The sequence below is a fragment of the Rubrivivax benzoatilyticus JA2 = ATCC BAA-35 genome, assembly GCF_000190375.1.
Taxonomy (GTDB): domain Bacteria; phylum Pseudomonadota; class Gammaproteobacteria; order Burkholderiales; family Burkholderiaceae_C; genus Rubrivivax; species Rubrivivax benzoatilyticus.
In genome coordinates, this window is the sequence record NZ_AEWG01000042.1 from 11930 (window position 1) to 26141 (window position 14212).

The window sequence follows — 14212 nt, forward strand, 5'->3', positions numbered from 1 at the left end:
GGGGTCAGGTCTCGTGAGACCTGACCCCGCACGCATGACCCCGCACGCAGAGACCTGACCCCGCACGCTGTCACCGGCCACGCGCAACTGTCGCCAACCGCACAAACGGCACAGCCCGAAGCGCAAGCCCAAAACCCTTCAAAAACAGTCACTTGCGCGCGACACACGGGTGGCACGCGGCTTGCGAAACCCTGCTCACAGCAGCAGGAGTCCGCCCGTGTCCCTGGCCTCGTTACCGCACCGACTGACGATCAACGACACGACGCTGCGCGACGGCGAACAGACCGCCGGCGTCGCGTTCACCGACGACGAGAAGCTGGCGATCGCAGGCGCGCTCGACGCCGCCGGCGTGCCGGAGATGGAGATCGGCATCCCGGCGATGGGCGCGCACGAGGTCGAGCTGATCCAGGCGATCACGCGCCGCGTGCGCCAGGCGCGCACGATGGTCTGGGCACGCATGGCCGACAGCGACATCGCAGCCGCGCTGCGCTGCGGCGCCGACATCGTGCACGTCTCGGTGCCGGTGTCCGACGTGCAGATCGAACGCAAGCTGGCACGCGACCGCGCCTGGGTGCTGCAGACCATCCGCCACCACGTCGCGCGGCTGGCCGACGGCGGCGTCTCGGTCAGCGTCGGCTTCGAGGACGCCTCGCGCGCCGACGGCGGCTTCCTCGCCGCCGCCGCCGCGGCGGCCCAGGACAGCGGCGCGCGCCGCGTGCGCTACGCCGACACGCTGGGCCTGCTCGACCCCTTCCAGACGCGCGAGCGCATCGCCGCGCTGCGCGCCGAGGTCGACCTCGAGATCGAGATCCACGCCCACGACGACCTGGGCCTGGCCACCGCCAACACGCTGGCCGCGGCGATGGCCGGCGCCACGCACGCCAGCACCACCGTCAACGGCCTCGGCGAACGTGCCGGCAACGCGGCGATGGAAGAGGTGGTGATGGCGCTGCGCCACGTGCACGGCATCGAGTGCGGCATCCGCACCGAGACGCTGCCGGCGATCAGCGCGCTGGTCGCGCACGCCTCCGGCCGGCCGGTGGCGCCGGGCAAGTCCATCGTCGGCGACGCGGTGTTCAGCCACGAGAGCGGCATCCACGTCGACGGCCTGCTGAAGGACCGCCGCAACTACGAGGCCTTCGCGCCCGAGGAGCTGGGCCGCACGCACCGGCTGGTGCTGGGCAAGCACTCCGGCAGCGCCGCGGTCATCGAACGCTACGCGCGCCTGGGCCTGCCGGTGGCGCCGCGCCAGGTGCCGCGGCTGCTGGCGCGCATCCGCGCCCACGTCGCCGACACCAAGCTCGAACCCAGCGCCGACGACCTGGCGCGCTTCTACCTCGACCTGTGCGAGGACACGCCGGCCCGCGCCCATGCCTGACCGTTCCGAGGAGACGCCGATGACCAGCCTCACCCACCGCCTGCAGGGTCTGTCCAGCGCCGAGGACTTCCTGCGCTTCTTCGGCGTCGCCTACGAGGAGCGCGTCGTGCAGGTCAACCGCCTGCACATCCTCAAGCGCTTCCACCAGTACCTGAACGCCGCGCCCGGGCTCGGAGGGCTCGACGAGGTCGAGACCTTCCGCCGCTACCGCGTGCTGCTGACGCAGGCCTACAACGACTTCGTCGCCTCCAGCGCCCAGCGCGAGAAGGTGTTCAAGGTCTTCCAGGACGCCGAGGGCGTGCGCGCGGTGCCGCTGGCCTCGCTGCGCCAGAGCCTGGCCGAGCGCCGCAACGCCGGCGTCTGAACGTTCACGCGAGGAACCCCATGCACATCGTCGTCTGCATCAAGCAGGTGCCGGACTCGGCGCAGATCCGCGTCCATCCGGTGACCAACACCATCATGCGCCAGGGCGTGCCGGCGATCGTCAACCCGTACGACCTGTTCGCGCTCGAAGAGGCGCTGCGCCTGAAGGACCAGTTCGGCGGCCGCGTCACCGTGCTCTGCATGGGCCCGCCGCAGGCCGAGGACGCGCTGCGCAAGTGCATCAGCTTCGGCGCCACCGACGCGATCCTCGTCACCGACCGATCCTTCGCCGGCGCCGACACGCTGGCCACCAGCTACGCGCTGGCCGCGGCGATCCGCAAGATCGGCCAGGAGCAGGCCGTCGACCTGATCTTCACCGGCAAGCAGACGATCGACGGCGACACCGCGCAGGTCGGCCCCGGCATCGCCAAGCGCCTGGGCGTGAACCTGCTGACCTACGTCAGCCGCATCGTCGAGGTCGACCTCGACGGCCGCCGCATCCGCGTCGAGCGCCGCGCCGAAGGCGGCGTGCAGCTGCTGGAGACGACGCTGCCCTCGCTGATCACGATGCTCGAAGGCACCAACGAGATGCGCTTCGCGACGATGGCCGACATGCTGCGCGCCGGCCGCTGCCCGGTGCGGCGCTGGAACAAGGACGACGCCGGCATCGAGGACGTCTCCAAGATCGGCCTGAAGGGCTCGCCGACCGTCGTCAGCAAGGTCTTCGGCCCGACGCCGCGCGCGACCAAGGCCGAAATGCAGGTCGTCGCCGACTCCAGCGTCAACGACGTCTGCCTGAACCTGCTGCAGAAGATCTTCACCACCCACCCGACTCTGGAAGAAGAGACGGTGGAGCGCCTGAGCGCCTGAAGGAGTCGAGATGAGCGAAGCCGCCAAGCCCGCGCCCGCCAAACCGGCCGGTCGCGCCGGGCGCAACACCGAACTGCCCGAACACCTGAAGGCCTACAAAGGCGTCTGGGTCTTCATCGAGCACGACCGCGGCCACGTGCACAGCGTCAGCTGGGAGCTGATGGGCGAGGCGCGCAAGCTCGCCGACACGCTGGGCGTGACCGTCAGCGGCGTGCTGATGGGCGGCCCGGGCGACGACCTGGATCGCTACGCGAAAGAGGCCTACGCCTACGGCGCCGACCGCTGCTACCTGGTGCGCGACCCGGTGCTGCAGGGCTATCGCAACGAGCCCTTCACCAAGGGCCTGACCGACCTCGTCAACACCTACCAGCCCGAGATCCTGCTGCTGGGCGCGACGACGATGGGCCGCGACCTCGCCGGCAGTGTCGCGACGACGCTGGGCACGGGGCTCACCGCCGACTGCACCGAGCTGCGCATCGACGGCCGCGCTCTGGCCGCGACGCGGCCGACCTTCGGCGGCTCGCTGCTGTGCACGATCATGACGCTGGCCTACCGCCCGCAGATGGCCACCGTGCGCCCGCGCGTGATGGCCATGCCGCGCCGCGACGACACACGCAGCGGCGACATCGTCGAGATGGCGCTGGGCATGGTCGAGACCGACATCGTCACCAAGCTGCTCGACTTCATCCCCGACGCCAGCCGCAACACCGTCAACCTGGCCTACGCCGACATCATCGTCACCGGCGGCAAGGGGCTGAAGACGGCCGAGAACTTCAAGCTCGTCTGGGAGCTGGCGCGCGTGCTCGGCGCCGAGGTCGGCGCCACGCGCGCCGTCACCCAGGCCGGCTGGACCGAGACCGATCGCCAGGTCGGCCAGACCGGCAAGACCGTGCGCCCCAAGCTCTACATCGCCGCCGGCGTCTCCGGCGCGATCCAGCACCGCGTCGGCATGGAGAGCTCGGACTGCATCGTCGCGATCAACACCGACCCCAATGCACCGATCTTCGACTTCGCCCACCACGGCATCGTCGGCAACGCGATGCAGGTGCTGCCGGTGCTGACGCAGACCTTCCGCAACCACCTGGCCAAGCGCGTGCGTATCGCCGCCTGAAGGAGCCCACGATGTCCCACGAGAAGTTCGACGCCATCGTCGTCGGCGCCGGCCCGTCCGGCAACGCGGCCGCGCTGACGATGGCCAAGGCCGGGCTGAAGGTGCTGCAGATCGAGCGCGGCGAGTACCCCGGCAGCAAGAACGTGCAGGGCGCGATCCTCTACGCCGACGCGCTGGAGAAGCTGGTCCCCGACTTCCGCGACGACGCGCCGCTGGAGCGCCACATCATCGAGCAGCGCATGTGGGTGCTCGACGACAACAGCTTCGTCGGCAGCCACTACCGCAGCGACGACTACAACAAGCCGCCCTACAACCGCTACACGATCATCCGCGCGCAGTTCGACAAGTGGTTCAGCTCCAAGGTGCGCGAAGCCGGCGCGCTGGTGATCTGCGAGACCACCGTCGAGGAACTGCTGATGGACGGCGAGCGCTGCGTCGGCGTGCGCTGCGACCGCATCGGCGGCGAGGTCTTCGCCGACGTCGTCGTGCTCGCCGACGGCGTCAACTCGGTGCTGGCGCGCAAGGCCGGGCTGCACGGCGAGATCCAGGCCAAGAACGTCGCGCTGGCGGTCAAGGAGATCCTCTTCATGCCCGAGGAGGTGATCCAGCAGCGCTTCAACGTCAAGGAGGAGGAAGGCGTCGTCATCGAGATGGTCGGCAGCGTCACCGAAGGCATGGTCGGCACCGGCTTCCTCTACACGAACAAGGACTCGCTGACGATCGGCGTCGGCTGCCTGCTGTCGGACTTCAAGGCCAACGAGAAGCGCACCTCGCCGTACGCGCTGCTGGAGAAGCTGAAGAAGCACCCGAGCATCGCGCCGATGCTCGAAGGCGGCGAGATGAAGGAATACGCCGCGCACCTGATCCCCGAAGGCGGGCTGCGCGCCGTGCCGCAGCTCTACGGCCACGGCTGGCTCATCGTCGGCGACTCGGCCGGCTTCGTGAACGCCGTGCACCGCGAGGGCTCCAACCTGGCGATGACCAGCGGCCGCCTCGCCGGCGAGACCGTCGCCGCGGCCAAGGCCGCCGGCAAGGCGATGACGGCGCAGACGCTGGCGGCCTACAAAGCGGCGCTGGACGCCAGCTTCGTGATGAAGGACCTGAAGAAGTACAAGCACCTGCCCGAGGTGCTGGAGCGCAGCCCGCACTTCTTCGACACCTACCCCGCGCTGGTCAACCGCGCCGCCAAGACCTACTTCACGGTCGACGGCGTCGACAAGACGACCAAGCAGCGCGAGATCCTGGGCAGCTTCAAGGCCGCCCGCCGCGTCACCGGGCTGGTCGGCGACGCGTTCAAGCTGTGGAGGGCGATGCGATGAGCACGACGGTCGTCAACGTCGAGGAGAAGCTGTTCCAGAACCGGTACAAGGTCGACCACGGCCGGCCGCACATCCGGATCCGGAAGCCCGAGGTCTGCGCCAACAGCTGCCAGTCGCAGGCCTGCACCTACGTCTGCCCGGCCAGCTGCTACAAGGCCGAAGGCAACGGCACGGTGACGCTGATCACCGACGGCTGCCTGGAATGCGGCAGCTGCCGCGTGATCTGCACCGAGCACGCCAACGTCGAGTGGGACTGGCCGCGCGGCGGCTACGGCATCCTTTTCAAATTCGGCTAGAGCGGCGATGAACGACGTCGAGAAATTCCTCGCCCACGCCGTCGCGCTGGAGCGCGACGCGGCCCGGCGCTACGAAGACCTGGCGGCTTCGATGGCCACCGACGGCAACGCCGAGCTGCGCGCCTTCTTCGCCCGCATGGCGCACTTCTCGCGCCTGCACCTGGCCGAGGCCCAGGCACGCGCCGGCTGGCGCACGCTGCCCGAGTTGTCGGCCGACGAGTTCGAGTGGCCCGACGGCATCCCGCCAGAAACCGCCGAATGGGCCGGCGTCGACCCGATGATGGCCCCCACCGACGCGCTGGCGCTGGCGCTGGACAGCGAGCGCCGCGGCCACGCCTTCTACGCCGCGATCGCGGCGATCAGCCCCGACGCCGAGGTGCGTGCGCTCGCCGGCGAGTTCGCCGCCGAGGAAGCGCAGCACGTCGCCGAGCTCGAGAAGCTCGCCGCCGCCGCGGCCCGCTGACCCGCCCCCCGCGCTCTGCAGGCAGGCCCTTTGCGCTGCCTCAAGCCGCCGTCGGCCTCCCTCGACTGTCGGCGCGATTCGGCGTGCTTCTTGCACTGACACCATAGACCGGCGGCGGCAAGGCGGGCGATGCCCGCCAACGATGCGCCGGGCGCCCCGAGGTGGCCCGCCGCACCGTCTCGCCCGCCGGTCAGACGCAGGAGGTGCGTGATGTCGAGTCGCACGGCGCTGAGCGAGCGCTATCAGGTTCAGCTCAGCACGGTTTACGAGGTCTGCCGCGTTCTGGGAGCGTCGCTCGACATCGAGCGCACCTTCCGCGTGGCCTTGAACACGCTGTCGGCGCAGCTCGGGCTGCAGCGCGCGATGGTCGTGATGCCGGCCGAGGACGGCGGCCATCTGCTGCGCATCCACAGCTGGGTCGGGCTGGACCGCGACCAGGCGGCGCGTGGCCACTGGCGCAGCGGCGAAGGTGTCATCGGCCGGGTCTACGCCAGCGGCATGGCCGCCGTCGTGCCCGACGTGCAGGACTCGCCCGAGTTCCTCGACCGCACCGGCGCCTTCGGCGCGCGCGACGACCGCCGCCTGGCCTTCATCGTCGTGCCGATGAAGACCGAGCGCGCGACGGTCGGCGTGCTCGCCGCGCAGCGCGAGATGGAAGACGGCGCGCGCCTCACCGACGACCAGCGCCTGCTGACGATGGTCGCGACGCTGCTGGCGCAGTCGGCGGCGCTGCACCTGGCGGTGGCCGAGGAGCATTCGCGCCTGCTGCAGGAGACGACGCGGCTGCAGAAGGCGCTGGCGCGCGAGCCGCGCGGCCGGCTGGCGCTGGACAACGTCATCGGCGAATCGCGTGCGATGCAGCAGGTGTTCACCGAGGTGCACCAGGCCGCGCCGTCGCGTGCCACGGTGCTGCTGCGCGGCGAGAGCGGCACCGGCAAGGAGGCGATCGCCCGCGCGATCCACTTCCTGTCGCCGCGCAAGGACGCGCCGTTCATCAAGGTCAACTGCGCGGCGCTGACCGAGTCGCTGCTGGAAAGCGAGCTCTTCGGCCACGAACGCGGCGCCTTCACCGGCGCCGTCGGCGAACGCAAGGGCCGTTTCGAGCTGGCCCACGGCGGCACGCTGTTCCTCGACGAGATCGGCGACGTCTCGCCCGGCTTCCAGGCCAAGCTGCTGCGCGTGCTGCAGGAGCGCGAGTTCGAGCGTGTCGGCGGCAGCAAGCCGGTGAAGGTCGACGTGCGCCTGATCTGCGCCACCAACCGCGACCTCGAGAAGATGGTGCAGCGCGGCGAGTACCGCGCCGACCTGTACTACCGCATCAACGTCGTCTCGATCTTCCTGCCGCCGCTGCGCGAGCGCCGCAGCGACATCCCGCCGCTGGTCACGCACTTCATCGACCGTTTCAACAAGGAGAACCGGCGCCAGCTGAAGGTCACGCCGGAGGCGATGAAGGTGCTGACCGCCTGCTACTGGCCGGGCAACGTGCGCGAGCTGGAGAACTGCATCGAACGCACCGCGACGATGGTCCAGGGCGACCTGATCCGCGACCTCGCCTTCCCCTGCCGCAACAACCGCTGCCTGACGCAGACGCTGCACTTCCTCGACAAGGCCGACGCCGTGGCGGCCGTGGCCGGCGCCCACGGCTTCAACGGCCACGCGGCGCCACCGGCGAACGGCCACGCGCCCTCGCCGGCGGCGGCCGACGCGTCGTCGTGGTCGATGCCGGCCCCCGCGCCGGCCCCGCCGCTGGCCGAGGCCGGCGCGGCGGAGACGGCGGCCGACGGCGTCACGCGCATCGGCCCGACACAGCAGCTGCCGCCGCCGGTCTCGCGCCTGGCCGGCCCGGCGCCCGACGGCGAGCGTGACCGCCTGATCTGGGCCATGGAGCAGTGCGGCTGGGTGCAGGCCAAGGCCGCGCGGCTGCTGCGCATCACGCCGCGCCAGCTCGGCTACGCGCTGCAGAAGCACCGCATCGAGGTGCGCAAGCTCTGAGCCGCACCGCCGCGCCCGGGCCGGCGGCCGGTGCCGCGCCGCGGGCCGCCGGCCACGGCATAGGGAGATGCCCGGCCGGCTCTTGAAGCCCGGGAACCGACCCCTATAATCCGTTTGCTAGCACTCGCCACGGGTGAGTGCTAACGACCGAGGCAGATTCGCTGCCCCCCGGTTGCCGCATGTCAGCGAGCGCTGCCTGCGCGGCGCTCCAGTGCCATAACGTGACTCCCAAGGAGATGTGAATGAAGCTTCGTCCGCTGCACGATCGCGTGATCGTCAAGCGTCTCGAGAACGAGACCAAGACCGCCTCCGGCATCGTCATCCCCGACAACGCGGCCGAGAAGCCCGATCAGGGTGAAGTCCTGGCGGTCGGCCCGGGCAAGCGCAACGACAAGGGCGACTTCGTCGCGCTGAACATCAAGGTCGGCGACCGCGTGCTGTTCGGCAAGTACAGCGGCCAGACCGTCAAGGTCGACGGCGACGAGCTGCTGGTGATGCGCGAAGAAGACCTCTTCGCCGTCGTCGAGAAGTAATCCCCTCCCCCCAGATTTCGAAGAGGTAGCACATGGCTGCTAAGGACGTGGTTTTCGGCGCTGACGCGCGCCACCGCATGGTCGAAGGCGTGAACGTTCTCGCCAACGCCGTCAAGGTCACCCTGGGCCCGAAGGGCCGCAACGTGGTGCTCGAGCGCTCGTTCGGCGCCCCCACCGTCACCAAGGACGGTGTCTCGGTCGCCAAGGAGATCGAGCTCAAGGACAAGCTCCAGAACATGGGCGCGCAGATGGTCAAGGAAGTCGCTTCCAAGACCAGCGACAACGCCGGTGACGGCACCACGACCGCGACCGTGCTGGCGCAGTCGATCGTGCGCGAAGGCATGAAGTTCGTCGCCGCGGGCATGAACCCGATGGACCTGAAGCGCGGCATCGACAAGGCCGTCGCCGCCCTGACGGACGAGCTGAAGAAGGCCTCCAAGCCGACGACGACGAGCAAGGAAATCGGCCAGGTCGGCTCGATCTCCGCCAACAGCGACGAGTCGATCGGCAAGATCATCGCCGACGCGATGGACAAGGTCGGCAAGGAAGGCGTCATCACCGTCGAAGACGGCAAGAGCCTGAACAACGAACTCGACGTCGTCGAGGGCATGCAGTTCGACCGCGGCTACCTGTCGCCGTACTTCATCAACAACCCGGAAAAGCAGGTTGCCGTCCTCGACAACCCGTTCGTGCTGCTGTTCGACAAGAAGATCAGCAACATCCGTGACCTGCTGCCGATCCTCGAGCAAGTCGCCAAGGCGGGCCGCCCGCTGCTGATCATCGCCGAGGAAGTCGAAGGCGAAGCGCTGGCCACCCTGGTGGTCAACACGATCCGCGGCATCCTGAAGGTCGTCGCCGTCAAGGCCCCGGGCTTCGGTGACCGCCGCAAGGCCATGCTCGAGGACATCGCCATCCTGACGGGCGGCAAGGTCATCGCCGAGGAAGTCGGCCTGACGCTCGAGAAGGCCACGCTGGCCGACCTGGGCCAAGCCAAGCGCGTCGAAGTCGCCAAGGAAAACACCACGATCATCGACGGCGCCGGCAAGGCCGCCGACATCGAGGCGCGTGTCAAGCAGATCCGCGTCCAGATCGAGGAAGCGACCTCCGACTACGACCGCGAGAAGCTGCAAGAGCGCGTGGCCAAGCTGGCCGGCGGCGTGGCCGTCATCAAGGTCGGTGCCGCCACCGAAGTCGAGATGAAGGAAAAGAAGGCCCGTGTCGAAGACGCGCTGCACGCCACCCGTGCCGCCGTCGAGGAAGGCATCGTGGCCGGTGGTGGTGTCGCGCTGCTGCGCGCCCGCGCCGCCGTGGCCGCTGGCCTGAAGGGCGACAACCACGACCAGGACGCCGGCATCAAGATCGTGCTGCGCGCCGTCGAGCAGCCGCTGCGCGAGATCGTGGCCAACGCCGGTGGCGAGCCCAGCGTCGTGATCAACAAGGTCCTCGAAGGCGCCGGCAACTTCGGCTACAACGCCGCCAACGACACCTACGGCGACATGATCGAGATGGGCATCCTGGACCCGACCAAGGTGACCCGCACCGCGCTGCAGAACGCCGCCTCCGTCGCCAGCCTGATGCTGACGACCGAGTGCATGGTCGCCGAGGCGCCGAAGGAAGAAGCCCCGATGCCCGCCGGCGGCGGCATGGGTGGCATGGGCGGCATGGGCATGGACATGTAAGTCCGGCCCGGCACGCCTGCCGAGCGAAAACCCGCCTCCGCCGGAGGCGGGTTTTTTCGTTTTGAACCGCATCCCGGGCGCTTTACCGGCCTTCCGCCGGCGCTGCGGCGTCCGATAATCAGTGCTGATGTCCTCCGCCACGACCGTTTCGGCAGCGCTGCGGCAGTTCGTCGACGACGAACTTCTGCGCATGCCCATGCTCGTCGATCAGCTGGTCGACGGCACGGTCGACCGCATGCGCCAGAGCCTGCCGACGCTGGCGCCGCAGCCGCGCGCCTCGGCGGCCGACGTGCTGCATGCGCTCGGCACGCAGCGCGAGCTGATCAGCGACTACTACGTGCGCTCGCTGCGGCGCCAGATCGCCGAACGCGGGCCGGGTGCCCAGGGCGGCGGCCTGCCGACGACGCTGTCGCTGGTCGACGAGGACTCGGTGGCGATCGACGTCGAGATCTCGCACGTCATCGAGCTGATCCGCAGCACCGCCGAGTACGAGCTGCGCGAGCTGCAGACCTTCACCGCGGCGCTGGTCGGCGACATGGACCTGGCGCACGACCACAACCCCTTCGGCCCGGCCCAGCACGCGCGTGCGCTGTGGGCCGCCGCGCAGGCGCTGCCGCTGTCGCGCGGCCACCATCTGCTGTTCACGCGCAACGCCGCACCGGCGCTGGCGAGCGCGCTGCGGCGCGCCTATGCGGCCTCGTCGTCGCGCCTGGAAAGCCAGGGCGTCACGCCGGCGGCCTACCGCACGATGATCCTGCCGTCGGGCGCGCGGCGCACGCGCGGCCCGGAGATCAGCCACGGAGCCGGCCTCGACCTCGTCCGTTCGGCGATCGCCCCGGCCAGCGAACTCGGTTTCAGCCTGGAAGGCAACGACTTCCCGACGCTGGCGATCGAACCCGCCGTGACGCCGACACGTGCCGACGCCGGCGCCTCACCGGCCGACCACCGTGCGGTCGAGCTGCTGACCGGCCTGTTCGACGCGATGCTGTCCGACCGCCGGCTGTCGCAGGACATCGCGCTGATGCTCTCGCGGCTGCAGTCGGTGGCCACGCGGCTGGTGCTGCGTGAACCGCGCACGCTGGAAGACGAGACGCACGCGCTGTGGCGCTTCGTCGACGGCCTGGCTTTCCTCGGCGACGTGCTCCCGCCCCAGGGCGACCCCGAGCGCACGCAGACCCTGCGTTTCGCCCAGGGCCTGGTCGAGCACCTGGCCGCCGACCCGGCGCCGCAGGCGCCGCTGTTCGAGTGGGCGAGCGAGCGCCTGCAGCATCAGGCGCAGCACCGCTTCGCGCACCGCTGCACCGAGGCTGCGGCGCAGATCGCCGAGCTGCAGCGGCTGGAGGAGCGGCTGTGCTCGTCGATGGCGCCGCCGTCGACGCTGGGCGGCACCCTGGACATCGCCCAGCTCGATACCGTGCCCGCCGAGCTGATGCCGGCCGACGGCCCCGGCGAGCCGCAGGACGCGCAAGCCTGGCTGCTGGCGCGCCGCCCAGGCGAGTGGCTCAACATCTTTCTGCAGGGGCGCTGGGTCAAGGCCCAGATCCTGTGGCCCGGCGAACTGGGCGAGCTCTGGCTGCTCGGCGACGCCGGCAGCAGCGAGACCTGGGCCGTGCGCCGGCGCGCGATGCAGACGCTGCATGCCGAGCGCCTGCTCGGCACGCTGAAGCCGCGATCACTGGTGCGCTCGGCCGCCAAGCGCGTGATGCGCCGGACGATCAACCTCGGCTAGGCCGCAGGCGCGATCCAGCCGCGCAGCGTCGTCGCGACATCGCCCAGGCCGCGACGCGACAGCGCCGAGAACTGCGCGACGCCGATCTCGGCGCTCTCGGTGGCGATCTCGGCCAGCACCTGCTGCGCCCCGGCGAGCGCGGCGTCGGCCTCGCGCCGGTTCAGCTTGTCGCACTTGGTCAGCACCGCCAGCAGCCGCACCTCGCCGTTGGCCACCCGCGGCGCGATCAGCGCCAGCAGCCGGCGGTCGAGGTCGGTGAAGCCCAGCCGCGAGTCGATCATCAGCACCACGCCGTGCAGCGCACGCCGCAGTTCGAGGTACTGCGCCATCACCTCCTGCCAACGCAGCTTGGCGCTGCGCTCGACGGCGGCGTAGCCGTAGCCGGGCAGGTCGGCGAACAAGGCATCCGGCGCGTCCTTCGGCCCGACCTCGAAGAGGTTGATGTGCTGCGTGCGCCCCGGCGTTCGCGACGCGAAGGCCAGGCGCCGTTGCTGCGCGAGCGTGTTGATCGCCGTGGACTTGCCGGCATTGCTGCGTCCGACGAAGGCGATCTCCGGCAGTTCGCCCTGCGGCAACTGGTCCAGGCGGCTCGCCGTCGTGAGGAATCGCGCCGTGTGCGCCCAGGCCAAAGCCGACTTTTCGGCATCGCTGGGCACATCTCGAAAGGTAGACGTCATGGGGCATTGTAAAATCCTGCGGTTTGACACCCGAACACCTGCCGACCGAGGCCCCCGCCGCATGAAGTTCGCCGTCGCCCTGACCATCGCCGCGCTCGCTGCCGGCACCGCCTTCGCCCAGGAAGCGAAGCCCGCCAAGCCGGATCTCGCCAAGGGCCAGATCACGGCGGCCACCTGCATGGCCTGCCACTCGGCAGACGGCACGCGCGGGATCCCGATCTACCCGATCCTGCAGGGCCAGCACCAGGCCTACATCGTCAAGCAGCTCACCGAGTTCAAGGCCGGCAAGCGCATGAACCCGATCATGATGGGCATGGCCGCGCCGCTGAGCCCGGAAGACATGGTCAACGTCGCCGCGTTCTTCGCCTCGAAGCCGCCGGTCAAGGGTGAAGCGACCTCCAAGGAGACGATCGCCCTGGGTCAGGCCATCTTCCGCGGCGGCATCGCCTCGAAGAAGGTCCCGGCCTGCTCGGGCTGCCACAGCCCGAACGGCGCCGGCATCCCGGCGCAGTACCCGCGCCTGGGCGGCCAGCACGTCGAGTACACGACGGCGCAGCTCAACACCTTCCGTTCCGGCGAACGCAACAACAGCGCCCAGATGACGGCCATCGCCGCCAAGCTGAGCGACGCCGAGATCAAGGCCGTGGCCGACTACATCGCCGGCCTGCACTGACCGCACGCAGCACCCATCACGACGGGCCGGCCATTCGCCGGCCCGTTTTGTTTGGTGTGCGCCATGCCCCACGGCAGACCCGTGATCTGCGGGCACGGCCGACGCGCCGAAGCGCTTTGCGCTACCTTGCGCCGTCGTCTTTCCCCGAGTTCCCGATGCTGTACCTGAAGGACCGCGGCCACGTGCACCCGCTGGCCAGCGAGATCACCCCGCGCGAAGTCTGGCGCCAGCGGCGCACGCTGATCCAGGGCCTGGCCGCAGGTGCGGCGGCCGCGGCGCTGCCGGCGCTGGCCGCGACCGCGCGGCCGGGCCAACGCGACGCGCTGCCCGGCGCACGCAGCGCGGTGCCGGGCGCGGCGACGATGGAAGCGCCGACGGCCTACGGCGACGTCACGAGCTACAACAACTTCTACGAGTTCGGCACCGACAAGGCCGACCCGGCGCTGCGCGCGCAGAAGCTGCAGACCCGGCCCTGGACCGTCGTCGTCGACGGCCTCGTGAAGAAACCCGGCCGCTGGGACCTGGACACGCTGCTGAAGCTCGCGCCGATGGAAGAGCGCATCTACCGCCTGCGCTGCGTCGAAGGCTGGTCGATGGTCATCCCCTGGGTCGGCTATTCGCTGGTCGAGCTGATCCGCCGCGTCGAGCCGCTGGGCAGCGCACGCTACGTGCAGTTCGAAACGCTGGCGGACGCGAGACAGATGCCCGGGCTGCGTTCGAACATCATCCCCTGGCCCTACGTCGAGGGGCTGCGCCTGGACGAGGCGATGCACCCGCTCGCGTTGCTCGCCTTCGGCCTCTACGGCGAGCTGCTGCCGCCGCAGAACGGCGCGCCGCTGCGCCTGGTCGTGCCCTGGAAGTACGGCTTCAAGTCGGCCAAGAGCCTGGTCGCGATCCGCTTCGTCGAGCAGCCGCCGCGCAGCGCCTGGCAGCGCACGGCGCCGCAGGAGTACGGCTTCTACGCCAACGTCAACCCGACGGTTGACCATCCGCGCTGGAGCCAGGCCACGGAACGCCGCATCGGCGAAGGCCTGTTCGCCAAGCGCCGGCCGACGCTGATGTTCAACGGCTACGAGCCGCAGGTCGGCCAGCTCTACGCCGGGCTGGACCTGAAGAAGAACTACTGAGC

The 14212-nt window shown here is 70.0% G+C and carries 14 protein-coding genes; 13 read left to right on the top strand and 1 reads right to left on the bottom strand.

The features are described 5' to 3' along the window. Nucleotides 1-217 precede the first annotated feature (217 nt). From nifV to RBXJA2T_RS04430, 11 genes are all read left to right on the top strand, one after another. Nucleotides 218-1378, top strand: a complete 1161-nt coding sequence (nifV, locus tag RBXJA2T_RS04380; RefSeq protein ID WP_009856113.1) for a homocitrate synthase — start codon at nt 218-220, stop codon at nt 1376-1378. Between the two features lie 19 nt (nt 1379-1397). Continuing rightward, on the top strand, nt 1398-1742 hold the full coding sequence (gene nifW, locus RBXJA2T_RS04385) for a nitrogenase-stabilizing/protective protein NifW (protein ID WP_009856114.1): 345 nt from the start codon (nt 1398-1400) through the stop codon (nt 1740-1742). Nucleotides 1743-1762: 20 nt separating this feature from the next. Next, a complete protein-coding gene (locus tag RBXJA2T_RS04390) occupies nt 1763-2611 on the top strand; it encodes an electron transfer flavoprotein subunit beta/FixA family protein (RefSeq protein WP_009856115.1) in 849 nt (282 codons plus the stop codon). 10 nt (nt 2612-2621) lie between these two features. Further along, nucleotides 2622-3722, top strand: a complete 1101-nt coding sequence (locus RBXJA2T_RS04395; RefSeq protein WP_009856116.1) for an electron transfer flavoprotein subunit alpha/FixB family protein — start codon at nt 2622-2624, stop codon at nt 3720-3722. A gap of 11 nt (nt 3723-3733) precedes the next feature. Next, a complete protein-coding gene (locus tag RBXJA2T_RS04400; RefSeq protein ID WP_009856117.1) occupies nt 3734-5041 on the top strand; it encodes an FAD-dependent monooxygenase in 1308 nt (435 codons plus the stop codon). Then, a complete protein-coding gene (locus RBXJA2T_RS04405) occupies nt 5038-5337 on the top strand; it encodes a ferredoxin family protein (RefSeq protein WP_009856118.1) in 300 nt (99 codons plus the stop codon). Before RBXJA2T_RS04400 ends, RBXJA2T_RS04405 begins: the two co-directional genes overlap by 4 nt. A gap of 7 nt (nt 5338-5344) precedes the next feature. Next, the gene (locus RBXJA2T_RS04410) at nt 5345-5800 is read left to right on the top strand and encodes a ferritin-like domain-containing protein (RefSeq protein WP_009856119.1); all 456 of its coding nucleotides are present in this window, start codon (nt 5345-5347) and stop codon (nt 5798-5800) included. 210 nt (nt 5801-6010) lie between these two features. Further along, on the top strand, nt 6011-7792 hold the full coding sequence (nifA, locus tag RBXJA2T_RS04415) for a nif-specific transcriptional activator NifA (protein ID WP_009856120.1): 1782 nt from the start codon (nt 6011-6013) through the stop codon (nt 7790-7792). 242 nt (nt 7793-8034) lie between these two features. Continuing rightward, the gene (gene groES / locus RBXJA2T_RS04420; RefSeq protein WP_009856121.1) at nt 8035-8325 is read left to right on the top strand and encodes a co-chaperone GroES; all 291 of its coding nucleotides are present in this window, start codon (nt 8035-8037) and stop codon (nt 8323-8325) included. A 32-nt stretch (nt 8326-8357) separates the two neighbouring features. Further along, nucleotides 8358-10004 (top strand): chaperonin GroEL, encoded by a 1647-nt coding sequence (gene groL / locus RBXJA2T_RS04425; RefSeq protein ID WP_029718547.1) that lies wholly within the window; start codon nt 8358-8360, stop codon nt 10002-10004. A 127-nt stretch (nt 10005-10131) separates the two neighbouring features. Next, nucleotides 10132-11733, top strand: coding sequence for a DUF1631 family protein (locus tag RBXJA2T_RS04430; protein ID WP_009856123.1), 1602 nt, complete (start codon nt 10132-10134; stop codon nt 11731-11733). On the opposite strand, the gene yihA is transcribed toward RBXJA2T_RS04430, so the two are convergent. Next, nucleotides 11730-12410 carry a ribosome biogenesis GTP-binding protein YihA/YsxC gene (gene yihA / locus RBXJA2T_RS04435; protein WP_029718548.1) on the bottom strand — a complete coding sequence of 227 codons (681 nt, stop codon included), beginning with the start codon at nt 12408-12410 and terminating at the stop codon, nt 11730-11732. The two genes, RBXJA2T_RS04430 and yihA, sit on opposite strands and share 4 nt — an antisense overlap. A 61-nt stretch (nt 12411-12471) precedes the next feature. Here yihA and RBXJA2T_RS04440 point away from each other — a divergent pair, with 61 nt between their 5' ends. Next, nucleotides 12472-13083: a c-type cytochrome gene (locus RBXJA2T_RS04440; protein WP_009856125.1), complete on the top strand. Its 612-nt coding sequence runs from the start codon at nt 12472-12474 to the stop codon at nt 13081-13083. A 155-nt stretch (nt 13084-13238) separates the two neighbouring features. After that, nucleotides 13239-14210 carry a protein-methionine-sulfoxide reductase catalytic subunit MsrP gene (msrP, locus tag RBXJA2T_RS04445; protein WP_009856126.1) on the top strand — a complete coding sequence of 324 codons (972 nt, stop codon included), beginning with the start codon at nt 13239-13241 and terminating at the stop codon, nt 14208-14210. The last annotated feature ends 2 nt before the right edge of the window (nt 14211-14212 follow it).

Excerpts from the sequence above, each read along its gene's own strand:
- nifW (WP_009856114.1), top strand. The coding sequence starts at position 1,398 with ATGACCAGCCTCACCCACCGCCTGCAGGGTCTGTCCAGCGCCGAGGAC.
- RBXJA2T_RS04390 (WP_009856115.1), top strand. The coding sequence starts at position 1,763 with ATGCACATCGTCGTCTGCATCAAGCAGGTGCCGGACTCGGCGCAGATC.
- RBXJA2T_RS04395 (WP_009856116.1), top strand. The coding sequence starts at position 2,622 with ATGAGCGAAGCCGCCAAGCCCGCGCCCGCCAAACCGGCCGGTCGCGCC.
- RBXJA2T_RS04400 (WP_009856117.1), top strand. The coding sequence starts at position 3,734 with ATGTCCCACGAGAAGTTCGACGCCATCGTCGTCGGCGCCGGCCCGTCC.
- RBXJA2T_RS04405 (WP_009856118.1), top strand. The coding sequence starts at position 5,038 with ATGAGCACGACGGTCGTCAACGTCGAGGAGAAGCTGTTCCAGAACCGG.
- RBXJA2T_RS04410 (WP_009856119.1), top strand. The coding sequence starts at position 5,345 with ATGAACGACGTCGAGAAATTCCTCGCCCACGCCGTCGCGCTGGAGCGC.
- nifA (WP_009856120.1), top strand. The coding sequence starts at position 6,011 with ATGTCGAGTCGCACGGCGCTGAGCGAGCGCTATCAGGTTCAGCTCAGC.
- groES (WP_009856121.1), top strand. The coding sequence starts at position 8,035 with ATGAAGCTTCGTCCGCTGCACGATCGCGTGATCGTCAAGCGTCTCGAG.
- groL (WP_029718547.1), top strand. The coding sequence starts at position 8,358 with ATGGCTGCTAAGGACGTGGTTTTCGGCGCTGACGCGCGCCACCGCATG.
- RBXJA2T_RS04430 (WP_009856123.1), top strand. The coding sequence starts at position 10,132 with ATGTCCTCCGCCACGACCGTTTCGGCAGCGCTGCGGCAGTTCGTCGAC.
- yihA (WP_029718548.1), bottom strand. The coding sequence starts at position 12,410 with ATGACGTCTACCTTTCGAGATGTGCCCAGCGATGCCGAAAAGTCGGCT.
- RBXJA2T_RS04440 (WP_009856125.1), top strand. The coding sequence starts at position 12,472 with ATGAAGTTCGCCGTCGCCCTGACCATCGCCGCGCTCGCTGCCGGCACC.
- msrP (WP_009856126.1), top strand. The coding sequence starts at position 13,239 with ATGCTGTACCTGAAGGACCGCGGCCACGTGCACCCGCTGGCCAGCGAG.